Source organism: Paenibacillus sp. PK3_47 (assembly GCF_023520895.1).
Lineage (GTDB): Bacteria > Bacillota > Bacilli > Paenibacillales > Paenibacillaceae > Paenibacillus_AQ.
Genome location: NZ_CP026029.1, coordinates 5,748,468 through 5,763,239, shown reverse-complemented (window position 1 = coordinate 5,763,239; position 14,772 = coordinate 5,748,468). Strand labels below are relative to the sequence as shown.

Sequence of the window (14,772 nt, the reverse complement as noted above, 5' to 3'; positions counted from 1 at the left end):
GTTCTAAACCCTTAAATGTTATAAATAAATTATATCTATTCCGATACTGTTTGTAAAGTTTACGGACAAGGAAACGACACCTCAGAGGTCCGTGTATCAGCCTTCAAGCAGCATTCCCAAATAAGTAACGGGGTCAGCAATAAAATCTTTGAATTTAGCCAATGGATGATATTCCTGATGTTCCACATCATAGCAGCCGATTTTTTGTGAGCCCGGATGCCACACAATTAGCAGATCACTGTAGTTATCCACCACTGCCGAAAGCCGCAGCAGTTTCGACCTTCCAGCTTTCATTTCAATAGTATCTGTGAGTGTGAAGAAATCAATGTAACCTACTTCATATTCATTCCCGGGCAGATTTAAACGCAGTTCTTTTCCCTTCAGAAAAGAAACCAGTGCTGCCGGAAGCTTGTACGCCCGGAGGGCATGCAGCTTGTTGTTCAGATCATGAAAATCAGCAGGCTCCTGCGCCTTGATAAGTTCAGCCATTTGCATATTTTTAGCAGCAACGGCGATCGTATAGGCACGCTCTCCGTCTTGTTCGGCAATAGTCACATCTGCGCCGCGTTCAATCAGATATTGGACCATGGGCAAATTGTTGTTTCTGGCAGCAACGGTAAGCGGAGTAGCCCGGTAAGGGTACACCATATCAGCTTCGTTGTAATTAACATCCACTCCCTGGTCGAGCAGATACTGTACAAGCTTCAGCTTATGGTCAGAGACAGCGGACCGCAAGGTTTCGCCGCCATACCGGCGGATATCCAGCCCAAGCTCCAAAAGGAGCGGAATATTCCTGCCTCCTCCATAATACGCTTCCTGAAATGCATTAGATTTCACACGGTTCATGCGGTTCATTTCTGCACCCTGACTATGGATATAACGTACTGTCTTCTCCGAGCCGTACCGGGCAGCTGTTAAAAAGGCGGGTTTCTCTGAGTTGTTCAATTCTGCGCCATGCTCCACAAGCAGCTTTACCATCTCCAGATCATCCCTGATCAGTGCCAGCTCCAGAGGGGTAACTCTGCTGTGTTTGCTGAGCGTGATTTCAGAATTGACCTCCCAGCCTTCTGCAAGCAAATTCTGCACCGCCTGCACATTCCCTTCATAAATAGGAATGGCCTCAGCCGGCATGGCCGCAAAATTGCCTATACTTTTCAATTTGTACATCCCTTTTCACTCCATATCTTCCGGAAGTTTTTGCCGGTTTACTCCTGGCTCATGCCTTGTCTCCGCTCCATGCGGAAATATGTATTACTACCAATATATACCCAAATAAAATGCAGAAATAATTCCCGCTTACGTTTGTTATCGGTTTTAACGGGTTCTATAATGTAAGCAATACGCAGGAAAGCAGGGATGCAAAATGATCTACGTGGCTTTATTAAGGGGCATAAATGTGGGCGGAAACAACAAAATCAGCATGAAGCTGCTCAAAGAAACATTTGAACAGGCCGGACTGGCCTCGGTTACAACCTATATCAATTCAGGAAATATTATTTTTGCGAGTGACAGTCATGACCAGGAAGAGCTGCCGGAGCTGCTCGAACAGGCCATTGCCGGAGATTTTGGCCTGAACATCAGAGTGATGGTCCGGAATATCGATGAAATCCGTACGGTTGTCGAGGCACTGCCTGAATCCTGGAGCAATGATGATCAGCTGAAAAGCGATGTGATGTTCCTCTGGGAGGAGATTAATACCCCTTCTGTGCTGGAGGAACTGCCGCTAAAGCCGGGAATCGGAACCCTGCTCTATGTACCCGGAGCCATTTTGTATGGAGTCGAACGTGAGAACATCACTAAAAGCGGGATGACGAAGCTTATCGGTACCAAGCTGTACCGGCAGATGACCGTCCGCAATGTCAATACAACGCGTAAGATCTACCAGCTGATGCAGGCTGCCGGTGAACAGGCCGGGTAACCGACTCCGGAATGAGCTACTCTGAACAAATAATGTCCATCATTTGCGCTGTGCTTGCGGACAGCTGGCGCAGATCCCCTGCGAGCAGTCCAGTCTGCTCCCGCAGCACATCTGCCTCATCTGTCCCTTCGAGATAGCGGCTGACGAAATGCAGGAACACATCGGCCTTGCGCAGCAGCATCAGGACCGGAATGGCTTCTATTTCGGCGCCGCTGAGCCGGATCACTCCGCTGAAGCCCCGCCAAAATTCCTGTACCGCGGCTTGCTCCTCCGCATGCCCTACCAGTCCGGACAAGATTACCGCCGGTTCCATCGCCCGCACATCGCGGGTACAAAACTCGAAGTCAAGCAGCGCCGCTACCTGCCGGCGGTCAGAGCTGTGCACCAGCAAATTTGATCCATTCAAATCGCCATGCACCAGCTGATGCGGCAGTCCGGCCAGCTGCTCCAGGGAACCGGCAATATGCTCATAGGCTTCATAGAGCAGCGCCAGCTCCTGTTCAAGATCCTTGAACGGTTGCGGGGGATTCAGACAGATGCCGCGGACAGCCTCCGGACTGCATAGCGGATAAGATTGCCTAAGTTCATAATACGGCCGGTACACCGGGACTTGTCCGGGATTCACCTCTGCCAGGACAGCAGACAGAATACCTGCCGCTTCACCGAACGAGCCAAAGAAGCCGGCTTCCTCGTCCCCGGGTGAATCCCCTTCAATATATTGGAATAAACAGGCGAATTTCCCGTCCTTCTCGGGAAGCTCTACCACTATATTTCCGTCCGCAGCACGGACAGGTGCCGGCACGCGGAACGGCAGATCCAGCGCCGCCAGCTGTCCCAGCACCGCATGCTCGAACAGGATTTTATCCTTGTCTTTATGCGTGTCATAGATCCGCAGCACCGCGCGCCGCGTTTTATTTTCCACAAAGAAGGTTGTGTTATTCCACCCTCCGCTCCGCTTATGCAGCGTTCCGCTCCATTCCGGCCAATTCCGGCTTACAATAGTATCCGTAGGCTTATGCCCCTTTCTTTTTTTGTAACGAAATTCCCCTAAGGGTGTCTTATCTATGTAAGGTGGTGAACATGTGGCTGATGTAGAGCAAATCTACAAGCAATATTTCCAGGATGTCTACTTGTTTGTGTTGTCTCTTAGCCGGGATAAAGCAATCGCAGAAGAGATCACGCAGGAAACGTTCGTGAAAGCAGTAAAAAATATCAACCAGTTCAAAGGCAATTGTAAAATCAGTGTCTGGCTCTGTCAAATCGCCAAAAATACATATTTTACTTATATGGACAAGCAGCAGCGCTATGAACAGTATGATCATGAGACCATAGTCCAGTCCGGCAGCCGCTTAATTGAACATACCCTGGCAGATAAAAGCGAAGCGCTGAGGATCCACAAGCTGCTGCACAATCTGAAAGAGCCTTATAAAGAGGTTTTTACACTGAGGGTATTCGGCGAACTGTCCTTTGCCCATATCAGTGAAGTTTTCGGCAGGACCGAGAGCTGGGCAAGAGTCACTTATCACCGCGCAAGAGACATCATACAAGACTTGTTAATGGAGGAAAACCGATGAACAAACTGTCCTGTGAAATTGTTGAGGACCTGTTGCCGTTATACCATGATGAGGTGTGCAGTACAGCTGCCCGGAAAGCAGTGGAGGAGCACCTTGGCACCTGCGGGAAATGTACCGCCGCCCTGCTCAAGCTGCAGGAGAACCCTCTGCCCTTTGAGGTTATGCAAAAAAATAAGCAGGAGAGCAGCGGTTTGTCCAGCTTCCAAGGCTACTGGCACCGCACCCGGGTCCGTTCTTTTGTGAAGGGCCTTCTTCTGGCTACGGCAGTGTGCGGCTTAATTGTGCTTGGCTATGCCGGGTTATTCCGGTGGAATATCATCAAGGTTCCTTCGGGCAATATTCAGATTTCGGATATCAGCCAGCTTAAAAACGGCAAAATCGCCTATCATGTCAAAATAACCGACGGTTACGTTCTGAACCAGATTAATGGCAGGCTTGAGGAAGACGGGAATTTCTACCTTACTCCTGTGCGGCCTGTGATTAAATCGCGTAAATTCGCCGATCTTGGACTCGGCAACAGATACGACAGAATCGACCTGGAAATGTTAAATGTGAACCGCTCCGATCCTTCCATTGCGATTAAAGCCATCTACTTTGGCCCGAAAAATGACAATCCTGTCCTGCTGTGGAGGCAGGGAATACAGCTGCCGCCGGCCACAGCTGCGGTCGAGGCTCAATTTGTGGAATCAAGGTAGAAGCTGCATTGGTGCTTCCCCTCTGCGCGGAACTGGTTCTGCGGAATTCTATTTTTTCCGCTATAATAAACTTCATATTGAATTTGCAAAGGATGGGATCGTTAATGGACGCAACTGTATCCAAACGCTGGCTGCTGGCCAGACTCTATGAACCGGAGCAGACGATCATAGATTGCCGGTTCACGCTCGGTAAACCCCAGGCCGGCCGGGAAAGCTATGAAGAGGAGCATATACCGGGGGCTGTCTATCTGGATCTGGAGCAGGACTTGTCCGGTCCTGTCGGGGCGCATGGCGGGCGCCACCCGCTGCCTGATCCGCAAGTTCTGGCGGCACGCCTCTCAAAGCTGGGAATCAGCAACGAGACGCGGGTTGTGGCCTATGATAACGAGAACGGCATGAATGCTGCGCGGCTATGGTGGCTGCTGCGCTATCTCGGACATGAGCAGGTATTCATTCTGGAGGACAGCTTCAGCACCTGGAAAGCGGAAAAATATCCGGTGACCGCTCATCAGCCTGTGCGGGTGCCGAGCACCTTTGTGGCCAACGTGCAGCCGCAGATGCTGGCGGGTGTTGATGAGGTTCGCGAGGTTTCGGAGAGATTGGCGGATGCCGTGGCTGATCCCGTAGCCGATAATAACCTTTCTGGCGACTCCTCTCCTGCTCTTCCCGTCCTCATCGATTCCCGTTCGAATGACCGTTATCAGGGTCAGAACGAGACGATGGACAAGAAAGCCGGCCATATCCCCGGCGCAGTTAACTACTTCTGGAAAGATACGCAGAATGCTGACGGCAGCTACAAAATCGCCGGACAGCTTACGGAACATTTTGCCGCACTGGACAAGGACCGTGAGATTATCGTCTACTGCGGCTCCGGCGTGACCGCCTGCCCGAATGTAATGGCGCTGGAGAAGGCCGGGTTCAAGAATGTGCGGCTGTATGCGGGGAGCTGGAGTGACTGGATCTCGTATGAGGAGAATCCGGTGGCGACGGGAGAAATATAGGATCTTGTTACGGGCGTACAGTCTATAAAATACAAAACACCGCCATGTAGGCTAAGGCCTTGGGCGGTGTTTTGGGCGTACATGAAAATCAACATGGACCCGTTACTTAATTCAATGCTTTTTTCAATTCATTTTATTAGGCTGCTTCCACACGCACCTGTATTTTTTATTGTAGCCTGCCTGACCCACACCTGCAAAAAATTGCCGGGGACTCTGTCACCCGGCGGTTCCAATCCTTTTAAACCATTTTGGCTAGCTTATCACCCGGGACGCTCAGGTGTCTCCGCAGAACCTTCTCAACCCCAAGAAGAATCAGAATGAGGATACAGCAAAAGCCATACATCCCGGAATAGGACAAAAGGTCAGCTACAGGACCCATTGCCATACCACCAAGAGAAATGCCCAAGTCAGCTGAGGCAATGAATAAGCCGAGCAGCACATTTCGGGAAGCTTGTGGCAATACAAATGTCAAATAAGTAGTAAGCGCCGGATATAGCATAGCTTGAGCAATGCCCATCAAGACAGCTGCCGGATAGAACGTTACCGGTCCCAATGCAGAAGCTAAAGAGAGCAGCAATGCTGCCGACAAAGCGAGCAAGAGCACCGTTTGAATAAACGATTTACGCCAGTAGCCGTCCGAAGGAATGCGCTTGCGCAAGTAAAAGCGTGCAAGGACGATAACCGCGGCCTGAATCATTAGATAGACGCCTGCGTTACCGAATTGGATTTGATGAGCATAGAGCGGAACGAATACTGAAACAGCACCAAATACAACAGATGCACCAAGCATTAGCAATGTACATAATGAGAGAGGAGGAACTGTAAACAGTTGGCCGAAGGAAGACCACATCCCTGCTTGCGGCTGTGGCTTGACATCTTCATTGTCTCCTTCACCGTCCGCATGTGACGGAGTAAGAAATCCGAACATCGCCGTACCTGCTGCTATGACCACCATTACTACGGTGAAGGCATTTAATCCCCCCCGGTCCCAAATGGCCAGCGCCAGAACCGGACCGATAATTCCCGGCATATACGTGAACAACGAATACAGCGAAATCCCTTGCGACCGCTCTTCATCTGACAATCTGTCTATGATAGCAATCTGCAATGACATGGAAAAAAATGCGGTAGATACACCTTGCAACAGTCTTGCAGCCAAAAATCCCATAAGACCGGTTAAAGGATACAGCAATAAAGCACAACCGTTCACCAGCAATAAAATACGCAGCACCTTCGTAGCTCCGTAGCGCTGCACAATTTGACCCGCGAGAGGACGAAAAAACATACAGGTTAACATATAAGCGCCCATAATCCAACCGATTGTCGAATTGCTGGCTCCTAATGTTTCACTTCGCAAAGGGATAATAACGGTCAGAATAGAATTGGCGCTGAAGAACAGAAACGCCAGTGCATAGAGACGAATAAATGGCCAAGAAGTGACCCGTGATTGACTCAAGATCGAACGACCTCCATATGCTTATTCGTTGCCTTCCGCTCACTCAGTTCACTTAATTCATCCGCGCATCTTAAAAGCAGCGAAGTATGAGGATGCTCGCTGGATGACAGCTCCTTTCCGGACAACCTTTCAATGAACTTGCCTTCATGCATTACTGCGATTTGGTGACAAAAGGCTCGCAGGACACGGACATCATGCGAAATCATAATCATGGAAAAACCGAATTGTTGATGAAGACGCTGCAGCAATTCCAGTATCTGGGTCTGTACATTCATATCCAGTGCTGATACCGCTTCATCACAAACAAGAACATCGGGCTGTAAAGCCAACGCTCTGGCAATTGCAATCCGCTGGCATTGTCCCGTGCTTAATTGCGGAGGCCTGCGATGCTGAGCAGATCCGGTTATGCCTACCTCGTCCAACAGATGACGGGCATGCTCCAATCGCTCCTTCCGACTTCCGATCCGAAACGTTTTGAGCGGAGCTTGTACAAGTTCAAGCGCACTTTCATGCGGATTGAGGCTTGCTCTGGCATCCTGAAAGACGAGTTGTATATGCCTGGCGAGCTTTCGCCTTTCCTTGCCCTTTAAAAATGTAATATTTCGGCCTAGAAGATGGATCGCACCTGAATTTACTGGCTCCAGCCCCAGCATACAACGGGTAAGCGTAGATTTACCGCAGCCGCTCTGTCCCAGGATACCAACGATTTCCCCTTTTCGGACATGCAAATTAATCTTATCGAGTACGATCCGCCTCTGGTCGAAAACTTTGACCAATTGCTTCAATTCCAGTACGAATGGTTCGCCAGAAGAAGGAATGTCCTCAGAAGAAGAAGCAAGCATGCGGGAATTGAGCAATCGACGGGTATAGGAATGGCGAGGCTTGGCAAGTAAATCTGCGGTATCTCCCTCCTCAACGATATTCCCCTTATGAAGCACAATTGTACGGTGACTGATAGCCTGTGCAAGACCTATATCGTGTGTAATAAGCAGCACTGACAAATCAAGCTCCTGCTGCAGATTTCGTATCAACTCAAGCACCTCGCGCTGATTGACGGTATCGAGGGCTGAAGTAGGTTCATCGGCAATCAAAACTTGCGGTCGCAAACATAACGTCAATGCCAAACATATACGCTGACACATGCCGCCGCTTAACTCGTGAGGATAGGCATTCATTATTTGGAAAGGATGACTGAAATGAAGACGGGATAGCCACCCTTCGATAATTGCTGCACTTTCTAGTTTGTCTCCTGCGAGTCCATGTACCTTCAACGTTTCATAAAAATGATCTTTGATCGTCATCATCGGATTAAGCGCTAAACGGGCATCCTGGAACAGCATCGCAATCCCCCGCCCACGAATATCAATCCATGCTCCGGACGGTGCGGAAAGCTGCATTGGCGGATGATCTTTCAATTTCATTATACCGTCTGCAAGCTGCGCTGAAGGAGGAAGTAATCCTGTTAATGCTTTTGCAATGGTTGACTTTCCGGATCCGCTTTCTCCTAACAATGACACAATCTCGCCTTTACAAAGCTTGAAGGAAATGGAGTTTAGGACAGGTTGCGGCTTCCCCTCTTGCAAGTAGAATACCTGGAGGTTATCCACATCAAGCATTTGCTGATGACCAGCATCGTTCATAATCCTCCCCCTTTCATCTTGCCTATATAAAGCTTTCTTTATATGCGCGTTTTTTCATACGGATCCAAACGGTCACGCAGCCCTTCGCCAATGCAATTAAACGCAAGAACGGTCAGCACAATAAAGAGCGCTGGACCCAGCAGCACATGCGGGTTCATCATGAAATGGGCACGTCCGTCTGCAAGCATACTTCCCCACTCCGGTGATGGCGGCTGTGATCCCAGTCCGATAAAGGAAAGTGCGGCAATGGCCAAAATGAGGTTGCCCAGTTCAAATGTTGCCAGAACGAGAACAGGCCCAAACGCTTTTGGGAGAAGCTCTTTGATCATAATGATGAAATTTGAGCTGCCAAGCACTCTAGCCGCATCAACAGATGTGCTGCTCTTCGCACTAAGCACGATGCTTCTGGTCAGACGAGCAAAACTGACCCACCATACGATTACGACTGCAAACAATAAATGATATAAACCAGTTCCGAATAATGCGGCAATAACCATTGCGAACACCATGAACGGAAAAGCCAGCAGGACATCGATAAGCCTCATAATAACATGATCCAATAACGTGTCATGAAACATCCCGGCAGTAACGCCAACCAGCATGCCGATTAATAACGCTGAACCCAATGCAAGGACACATGAAAGAAACGTTGTTTTCCCTCCATGCAATGTGCGGGAAAGAATATCGCGGCCGAATCGATCGGTACCAAGCGGATGTTCTGCACTTGGCTTCTCCAGACGTTCTCCCACACTCATTGCCAGTGGATCCTGCAACGATAACCATGGTGCTGCAAAAATAGCTCCTGCAATAACCGCCAGCAGCACAGTGCCGAAAATGAGGCCCGACATGGATTTCAGTTTACTCATTAGTCACCGCCCTTTCCTGTCTCCGGGAAACACGGGGATCAAGAACGGCATAAATAGCATCTACTATAATATGAATGATGACAACCGATACCACCGTTAGAAGAGCATAACCCTGCAGGACCGGATAATCCTTGTTTAAAATAGCTTCAAGTGCGTACTCTCCCAGTCCCGGCCAGGCAAAAATACTTTCAATGATAACTGCCCCGCCTATAAAAGCAGTGAATGACAAGCCAATCATTGTAATTGTCGGAATCAGTGCATTACGCATCGCATGCCACACTACCCGTCGCTGGCTCAGCCCTCTGGATACCGCAGACTGAATATAGACCTGTCCCAATTCACTCAGCAGGTTGGCCCGCACAACACGGATCATTTGTGGCGCGCCCAGCAGTCCCATCGTCAAAGCAGGAAGCCATAATCTGGGAAGACTCGCCTGACTGGTAATCTCGTATACACCAAATTGGACCGCTAACAATAAAAGCAGCAGCAGGCCGATTACAAATCCAGGAATGGATGCCAGCCCTACACAAATAACCCTTACCGCTGTATCAAAAAATGCTCCATTATAAACGGCAGACAACGTCCCCACTACAAATCCTAATATCACTTGAATCAGCAGTGCGGCAGCTGCTAATAGAAGTGTGGCCGGCAATCTCTCACCGAGTTCCTCTGTCACTGCGCGACCTGTATAGTAGGAATTCCCCAGATCCAGCTGCAGCAGGCTGCCCATCCATGAGAAATACTGATTGGGTACACTCTCTGTAAGCCCCATTTGTTCACGCGTTTCGTTAACCGCCGCATCATAAGCCTCAACATCAATCGCAACCTCGAAAGTAGAGCCAATGAGCAGTTTGGCAGGATCACCCGGAGCAAGGCGAATAAGCGCAAACAGGACCAGTGAGGCCACGAAGACAGTAATAAGCGTTTCTATGGCCTTTTTTAATAACCGAAACCCCATTACGCTTGCCTCCTTATGGCGATACGAATGTCAAATTTTCATTGACCAAATTTTCGAACTGGCGGAAATGATCGACAAAACCTTCAAGCTTTTGACTAACGGCCGTAATTTGCGGGCGAGGAAAAAGGCTAACAACCGGAGCTTGTTCAGCTACGTGAGCATTGATTTCGAGCGCCAGCTCACGCCGTGTTGCCTCATCGTTCGCTAAAGCCAGCTGTTCCAATAAATCATTCGTCAGCTCATCGTCGAATCCGCCGTAATTGCCGCTTCCTGAAGGTGAAAATTGTCCTTTCATCAATGTTAGCGGATCGCCAAATGTACTCCAGGCCTCAATAAATGCGTCCCATTCCCCATTTTCACGAGCAACCTCGATCAAATTATAGTCCCCGTGTTGTACATTCGCTTGAATCCCCAGCTTGGTCCACTGGAATTGCAGCGTTTCTCCCAGTGCACTGTCGCCACCCCATGTCATCAGATTGATTGTCAGGGGCTCTCCGTCTTTCATCCGTACGCCTGAATCGCTTAACAGCCAGCCCGCTTCATCCAGCAGCTGACCCGCGCGCTCAGCATCATATTGTGTATAGACAGCGTTGCGCGCTTCCGAAAATGCCGGATTTGAGCTCATCCATGTCGTCAATGGAATGCTCTGTCCTTCTGCAGCCTGGACAATCAATTCATCGCGATCAATCCCCCAGGACAATGCTTGTCTGACCCGGACATCCTGGAACTTGCTTTGACTCAGGTTTAAATAAATCGTTTGCGTATTCGCAGCCGGCACAGCCGAAATTCTCACTTCATCGCTTCCTTGCAACTGTGATATACCGGACACTGGCATTTTATGAGCGATATGACTATTGCCGCTCAATACAGAAAGCATACGTGTCTGCTCATCGCTTATTTGCTCTTGGACAATCCGGGGAATGGTCGGTTTTCGCCCCCAATAATTGTCGTTAATCTCAAGCTCCATGCGCTTCTGCGGCTCAAACGCCACCACCTTGTACATACCTGTAAGGTCCATTGTTTCGACAGAATCAAAGGATGCTTCTGCGTTATGAATCAGCGTTTGATAGTAAGACAGGTTTAAAGGGACGTCCATATGCTCACGTGCCGTTTTAACGTGGATCGTATAGGTGTCAACCGGGGTAAAGGTCAAATCCTGTATGTAAGGAATAACTTGCTTGTCCAGGTCCCGAGAACGTTCAAGCGAAGCAATGACCGCTTCCGCATCGACCGCTTTCCCGCTCCAGAATTGTGCGTTTTCTTTCAAGGAGATTTCCCATGTGGTCGAGTCTATTGCTTCAGCACCTTCTGCCAATAAAGGCTGGACTATACCATTTGCATCCACCTTGAATAAAGGTTCTCCGGCAGCAAGGGCCACTAAATAGCTGGAAGTTAAAGGCGCCACAGGGTCTACACTTGCTGCAATTTCCTGATCGACAATAATCAATTCTTGCGGAAAATCATTATTGACAGCATTCGCAGCTGACTCATTATCCGTTGAACTGTTATTATCTTGCTGCATGCTTGAAGTTGCGGCAGGGTTCAAGTTACTTGATTCACTACTGCATCCCCAGATAATAACCATCAACATGCAGACCATTGGAATTAACAACCATTTAATCTTCATCGTCACTCTCCTTAATTCGTAATAATTACGATTAAAACCCAACCCTATTTATTTGTCAATCTTAAATTTTGAAGCATAATTTATAGGGTCAATTAAGGTGTGTCCTTAAAATATAATTCCTTCCAATATAATGGTAAATTCCATCTATCAAATATTTTTCATTTTTTTGGGCGTTTGGGTGGAAGCGTTTTGGTATTCTTGCCTGTGAGGGGTTCGAGGATGCCCAGAGGTCTTGAGCAGACGCGGGCATTGTGGGCTGTTGTAGTGGTGTAGGGATTGTTTGAGTCCGTACAGGTTTACTTGATGGTTTGTTTAATCGACAGGTCTACTTTCGGGGCGGTGTATTCCGCAGATTATCATGATTCAAGAACAATGTGGTTCAGGCACTGACTTGATTGGCGTACTTCCTCCTGACCTCTTACTGGTGAACTTTCTGTTACTGGCTTCTGATCAATTAGAAGGGCCAACCGGTTATACCCGGATTGACCCTTCCTTTTGTCTGAATCATCCGCCCTATCCATTGCGCCTTTCCTGCTTTTGCAATGCATACACTGAGTACCAAAGAGACGCTATTAATATCAATTCAAACACATTGGTTATTGCCGAACTCTCCACTGGCAGTGATATCATGCTGCCAACCAGCATCAGGGCTGTTCCCAAGAACAGAATGGCCGTTACTTTTCGCTTCCAGAGGGTAATTCCGGCTGCTAAAAGTGGAATCATAATTAGCAAAACCATGACTGGCGGTCCGGACTCTTCATTCGCAGGCACATAACGCAGCGCACCGTATTCAAGCATGGGCTTAAGCTGCAGAGAGAATGTATGCGTAGTTAACTCCAGCACAATAAGACCAGCCGTAAAGATCCAGGCAATGGCTTTCGCAATCGTTGTTTTGGCCCATGTGCTGCCTGCCCACCGGATCAGATCGAGGCTGGCCAGTACGAGCAGCGGCGTGCAGAAAGCATGCAGCCAGTATCTCGCCGTATTCAATGATTCCAGCAGCCCGCCTTCTCCTATCGTTGTACCTGCAGCCATAACTCCATTATCCCAGATCAGTGCAGCTGTTACTGCAAATAGAGCAACATAACCCAGCCTCGCCTCGCCGCGGATGCACATCATTATTCCCCATACGCCCAGACCTGCATAAAACAGTGTGATCACCAGATAAATCCAAGAATCCATTCACAGTTGCTCCTCTCTTACGGTAATAACAAAAGTTGTATTCTTAAAGAGCGGCTTGATATTTACACACTTTATGTCTTTATGTACCCACATTTCTCTAGTAAAATGATTAATTTTATTAAAAATTCCACTGCAATAGATTAACTTCTTGCCAAACATTGCTTATAATGAGTGCACCGTTGCCCGGAATCTCCCGGGGGTGAATATGGGTTCGTGTCCTTCCGGATGCCACATATGGAATCGTTTTCACCACCTGCTTATATTACACCAAGGAGGAAAATCAATGTATAAAGTGCTGATTGTAGATGATGAAGTTTTTGTCCGTAAAGGTCTAATCTCTATTATGAACGAGAGCCCGCTGCAATTTGAAATTTGCGGTGAAGCGGAAAACGGCAAAGAAGCGCTCGCCCTGATCGAACAGTTAAACCCTGAGCTGGTGATTGCAGATATACGGATGCCTGTCCTTGACGGCTTGGAGCTGATCCGGAAAGTAAAGACAGAGCTTGAGCAGCAGCCCATATTTATTATTTTAAGCGGATATCCTGATTTCTCGTATGCCCAGCAGGCGTTCCGTTACAATGTTTCAGATTATATCCTGAAGCCCGTAGATGAACAGGAGCTTACAGCTGCCTTAAAAAAGATAGCCCACACGTTAAATCAAAAACAGTTGTTATCCATCACGAAAGAAAAACCGCTTGTCGAAACCGTCATCGAAAGCCTGCTGCAGACAGAACCGGATGACCAGGTAATGGGACGGATTGCCTATGCACTGGAGCTGCCGATCTCCTCTTCCTATACATATGTCATTGCAGAAATGCAGGACGGGCTTCCCCATGGCGAAATTGATTATATGCCTGCCTTGAAGGCAGCGCTGCAGCGTTATTTTCATCAGAAGACGCAGACGTTGCTGATTCATAGACGCCCGAACAACCAGTATGGGATCATCGTCCCTGAACTATGGATGAATGAGCTGAGTCCTTACGGGCCGAAAAACTATGCCGGTATGCTGGACATGCTGGAAAGAGAGCTCAAAACGACAATTACCCTGTTTGTAGGCTGTAAAGCGAACCATTTGAAACAAATTGTGGCCTCCGGCGCCAGTGCTGAAAAATGCCTCAATTACCGTTTCTCCGCCAGCTTTAAAGGCATTTTCATGGCTGATAAGCTGCTGGAGCTTCCTTTATATTACTTTGATGTGGAAGAAGGGCTTCACAGCAAGCTGATCTATGAGCTGGAAGCCAATAACAAGCAAGCCTACAGCTCCGCGGTTGATGTTATTTTCTCCGAGTTTCAGGAACGCCATTTCGCTCCGGGGGCCGTTACGAACACGATCAGACGGAGCATGATCGCCATCATCAATATCATCCGTCAGCTGGAAGGTGATGAGAACCAATTATACTCGACGGCCGAGCTGCTCCATTGGCAGACCAAATACCGCAATTTGCACCAGCTGAAGCAGGTTTTCCTGCATTTTATCGGGGAAGCAGCTGAATATATTGCCGGAAAGCGCGGAGACAAGAGTGAAGGCAGTATAGAAAAAATCAAGAAGTATATCGACGGACACTATAAAGAAAACATTTATCTGAAGGGGATTGCTGCTGATTTTAACATGAATCCGGTCTATCTCGGACAACTGTTCCGTAAAACCTACGGCGTCTATTTCAATGAATACCTGCTGTCCTTGCGCATTGAGGAGGCCAAACGTCTGCTGCGGCAGACGAAGAAACGCATGTACGAAATCGCTGAGCTGGTCGGCTTCCAGAATGCGGATTATTTTACTACCCAATTTGAAAAGCTCGAGAATATGACACCTACCGATTACCGCAATCTGATGCTCGATAATAAGAAATAAGGG

13 protein-coding genes are annotated in these 14,772 nt (G+C 48.5%); 5 read left to right on the top strand and 8 right to left on the bottom strand.

Annotated elements, in window-relative coordinates:
* Window positions 1–96 precede the first annotated feature (96 nt).
* Entirely contained in the window at window positions 97–1,167 is a 1,071-nt protein-coding gene (locus C2I18_RS25060) for an ankyrin repeat domain-containing protein (protein ID WP_249898433.1), read from the bottom strand.
* A 196-nt stretch (window positions 1,168–1,363) separates the two neighbouring features.
* Between C2I18_RS25060 and C2I18_RS25055 the strand changes: the two genes are divergently transcribed.
* Window positions 1,364–1,918, top strand: a complete 555-nt coding sequence (locus tag C2I18_RS25055) for a DUF1697 domain-containing protein (RefSeq protein ID WP_249898432.1) — start codon at window positions 1,364–1,366, stop codon at window positions 1,916–1,918.
* A 16-nt stretch (window positions 1,919–1,934) separates the two neighbouring features.
* Here C2I18_RS25055 and C2I18_RS25050 read toward each other — a convergent pair whose 3' ends face one another.
* Window positions 1,935–2,918, bottom strand: a complete 984-nt coding sequence (locus C2I18_RS25050) for a phosphotransferase (protein ID WP_249902231.1) — start codon at window positions 2,916–2,918, stop codon at window positions 1,935–1,937.
* Window positions 2,919–3,000: 82 nt separating this feature from the next.
* Here C2I18_RS25050 and C2I18_RS25045 point away from each other — a divergent pair, with 82 nt between their 5' ends.
* The 3 genes from C2I18_RS25045 to C2I18_RS25035 all read left to right on the top strand — a co-directional run bounded on the left by C2I18_RS25045 (window position 3,001) and on the right by C2I18_RS25035 (window position 5,188).
* Window positions 3,001–3,492, top strand: a complete 492-nt coding sequence (locus C2I18_RS25045; RefSeq protein ID WP_249898431.1) for an RNA polymerase sigma factor — start codon at window positions 3,001–3,003, stop codon at window positions 3,490–3,492.
* Window positions 3,489–4,187 (top strand): zf-HC2 domain-containing protein, encoded by a 699-nt coding sequence (locus C2I18_RS25040; RefSeq protein ID WP_249898430.1) that lies wholly within the window; start codon window positions 3,489–3,491, stop codon window positions 4,185–4,187. The genes C2I18_RS25045 and C2I18_RS25040 overlap by 4 nt, the downstream gene beginning before the upstream one ends.
* A 104-nt stretch (window positions 4,188–4,291) precedes the next feature.
* The gene (locus tag C2I18_RS25035) at window positions 4,292–5,188 is read left to right on the top strand and encodes a sulfurtransferase (protein WP_249898429.1); all 897 of its coding nucleotides are present in this window, start codon (window positions 4,292–4,294) and stop codon (window positions 5,186–5,188) included.
* 238 nt (window positions 5,189–5,426) lie between these two features.
* Here C2I18_RS25035 and cntE read toward each other — a convergent pair whose 3' ends face one another.
* From cntE to C2I18_RS25005, 6 genes are all read right to left on the bottom strand, one after another.
* On the bottom strand, window positions 5,427–6,644 hold the full coding sequence (cntE, locus tag C2I18_RS25030; RefSeq protein ID WP_249898428.1) for a staphylopine family metallophore export MFS transporter CntE: 1,218 nt from the start codon (window positions 6,642–6,644) through the stop codon (window positions 5,427–5,429).
* A complete protein-coding gene (locus C2I18_RS25025) occupies window positions 6,641–8,284 on the bottom strand; it encodes an ABC transporter ATP-binding protein (protein WP_249898427.1) in 1,644 nt (547 codons plus the stop codon). Before C2I18_RS25025 ends, cntE begins: the two co-directional genes overlap by 4 nt.
* A 38-nt stretch (window positions 8,285–8,322) precedes the next feature.
* The gene (locus C2I18_RS25020; protein ID WP_249898426.1) at window positions 8,323–9,150 is read right to left on the bottom strand and encodes an ABC transporter permease; all 828 of its coding nucleotides are present in this window, start codon (window positions 9,148–9,150) and stop codon (window positions 8,323–8,325) included.
* A complete protein-coding gene (locus tag C2I18_RS25015) occupies window positions 9,143–10,108 on the bottom strand; it encodes an ABC transporter permease (RefSeq protein WP_249898425.1) in 966 nt (321 codons plus the stop codon). Before C2I18_RS25015 ends, C2I18_RS25020 begins: the two co-directional genes overlap by 8 nt.
* Before the next feature lie 13 nt (window positions 10,109–10,121).
* Window positions 10,122–11,735, bottom strand: a complete 1,614-nt coding sequence (locus C2I18_RS25010) for an ABC transporter substrate-binding protein (protein ID WP_249898424.1) — start codon at window positions 11,733–11,735, stop codon at window positions 10,122–10,124.
* A 513-nt stretch (window positions 11,736–12,248) separates the two neighbouring features.
* Window positions 12,249–12,917, bottom strand: a complete 669-nt coding sequence (locus C2I18_RS25005) for a hypothetical protein (RefSeq protein WP_249898423.1) — start codon at window positions 12,915–12,917, stop codon at window positions 12,249–12,251.
* 283 nt (window positions 12,918–13,200) lie between these two features.
* Here C2I18_RS25005 and C2I18_RS25000 point away from each other — a divergent pair, with 283 nt between their 5' ends.
* Window positions 13,201–14,769 carry a response regulator gene (locus C2I18_RS25000; protein WP_249898422.1) on the top strand — a complete coding sequence of 523 codons (1,569 nt, stop codon included), beginning with the start codon at window positions 13,201–13,203 and terminating at the stop codon, window positions 14,767–14,769.
* Window positions 14,770–14,772: the final 3 nt, after the last annotated feature.

Bases quoted from the DNA above. Each gene is read 5' to 3' on its own strand.
- C2I18_RS25055 (WP_249898432.1), top strand. From the start codon at position 1,364: ATGATCTACGTGGCTTTATTAAGGGGCATAAATGTGGGCGGAAACAAC.
- C2I18_RS25020 (WP_249898426.1), bottom strand. From the start codon at position 9,150: ATGAGTAAACTGAAATCCATGTCGGGCCTCATTTTCGGCACTGTGCTG.
- C2I18_RS25025 (WP_249898427.1), bottom strand. From the start codon at position 8,284: ATGAACGATGCTGGTCATCAGCAAATGCTTGATGTGGATAACCTCCAG.
- C2I18_RS25040 (WP_249898430.1), top strand. From the start codon at position 3,489: ATGAACAAACTGTCCTGTGAAATTGTTGAGGACCTGTTGCCGTTATAC.
- C2I18_RS25060 (WP_249898433.1), bottom strand. From the start codon at position 1,167: ATGTACAAATTGAAAAGTATAGGCAATTTTGCGGCCATGCCGGCTGAG.
- C2I18_RS25005 (WP_249898423.1), bottom strand. From the start codon at position 12,917: ATGGATTCTTGGATTTATCTGGTGATCACACTGTTTTATGCAGGTCTG.
- C2I18_RS25015 (WP_249898425.1), bottom strand. From the start codon at position 10,108: ATGGGGTTTCGGTTATTAAAAAAGGCCATAGAAACGCTTATTACTGTC.
- C2I18_RS25000 (WP_249898422.1), top strand. From the start codon at position 13,201: ATGTATAAAGTGCTGATTGTAGATGATGAAGTTTTTGTCCGTAAAGGT.
- C2I18_RS25010 (WP_249898424.1), bottom strand. From the start codon at position 11,735: ATGAAGATTAAATGGTTGTTAATTCCAATGGTCTGCATGTTGATGGTT.
- C2I18_RS25035 (WP_249898429.1), top strand. From the start codon at position 4,292: ATGGACGCAACTGTATCCAAACGCTGGCTGCTGGCCAGACTCTATGAA.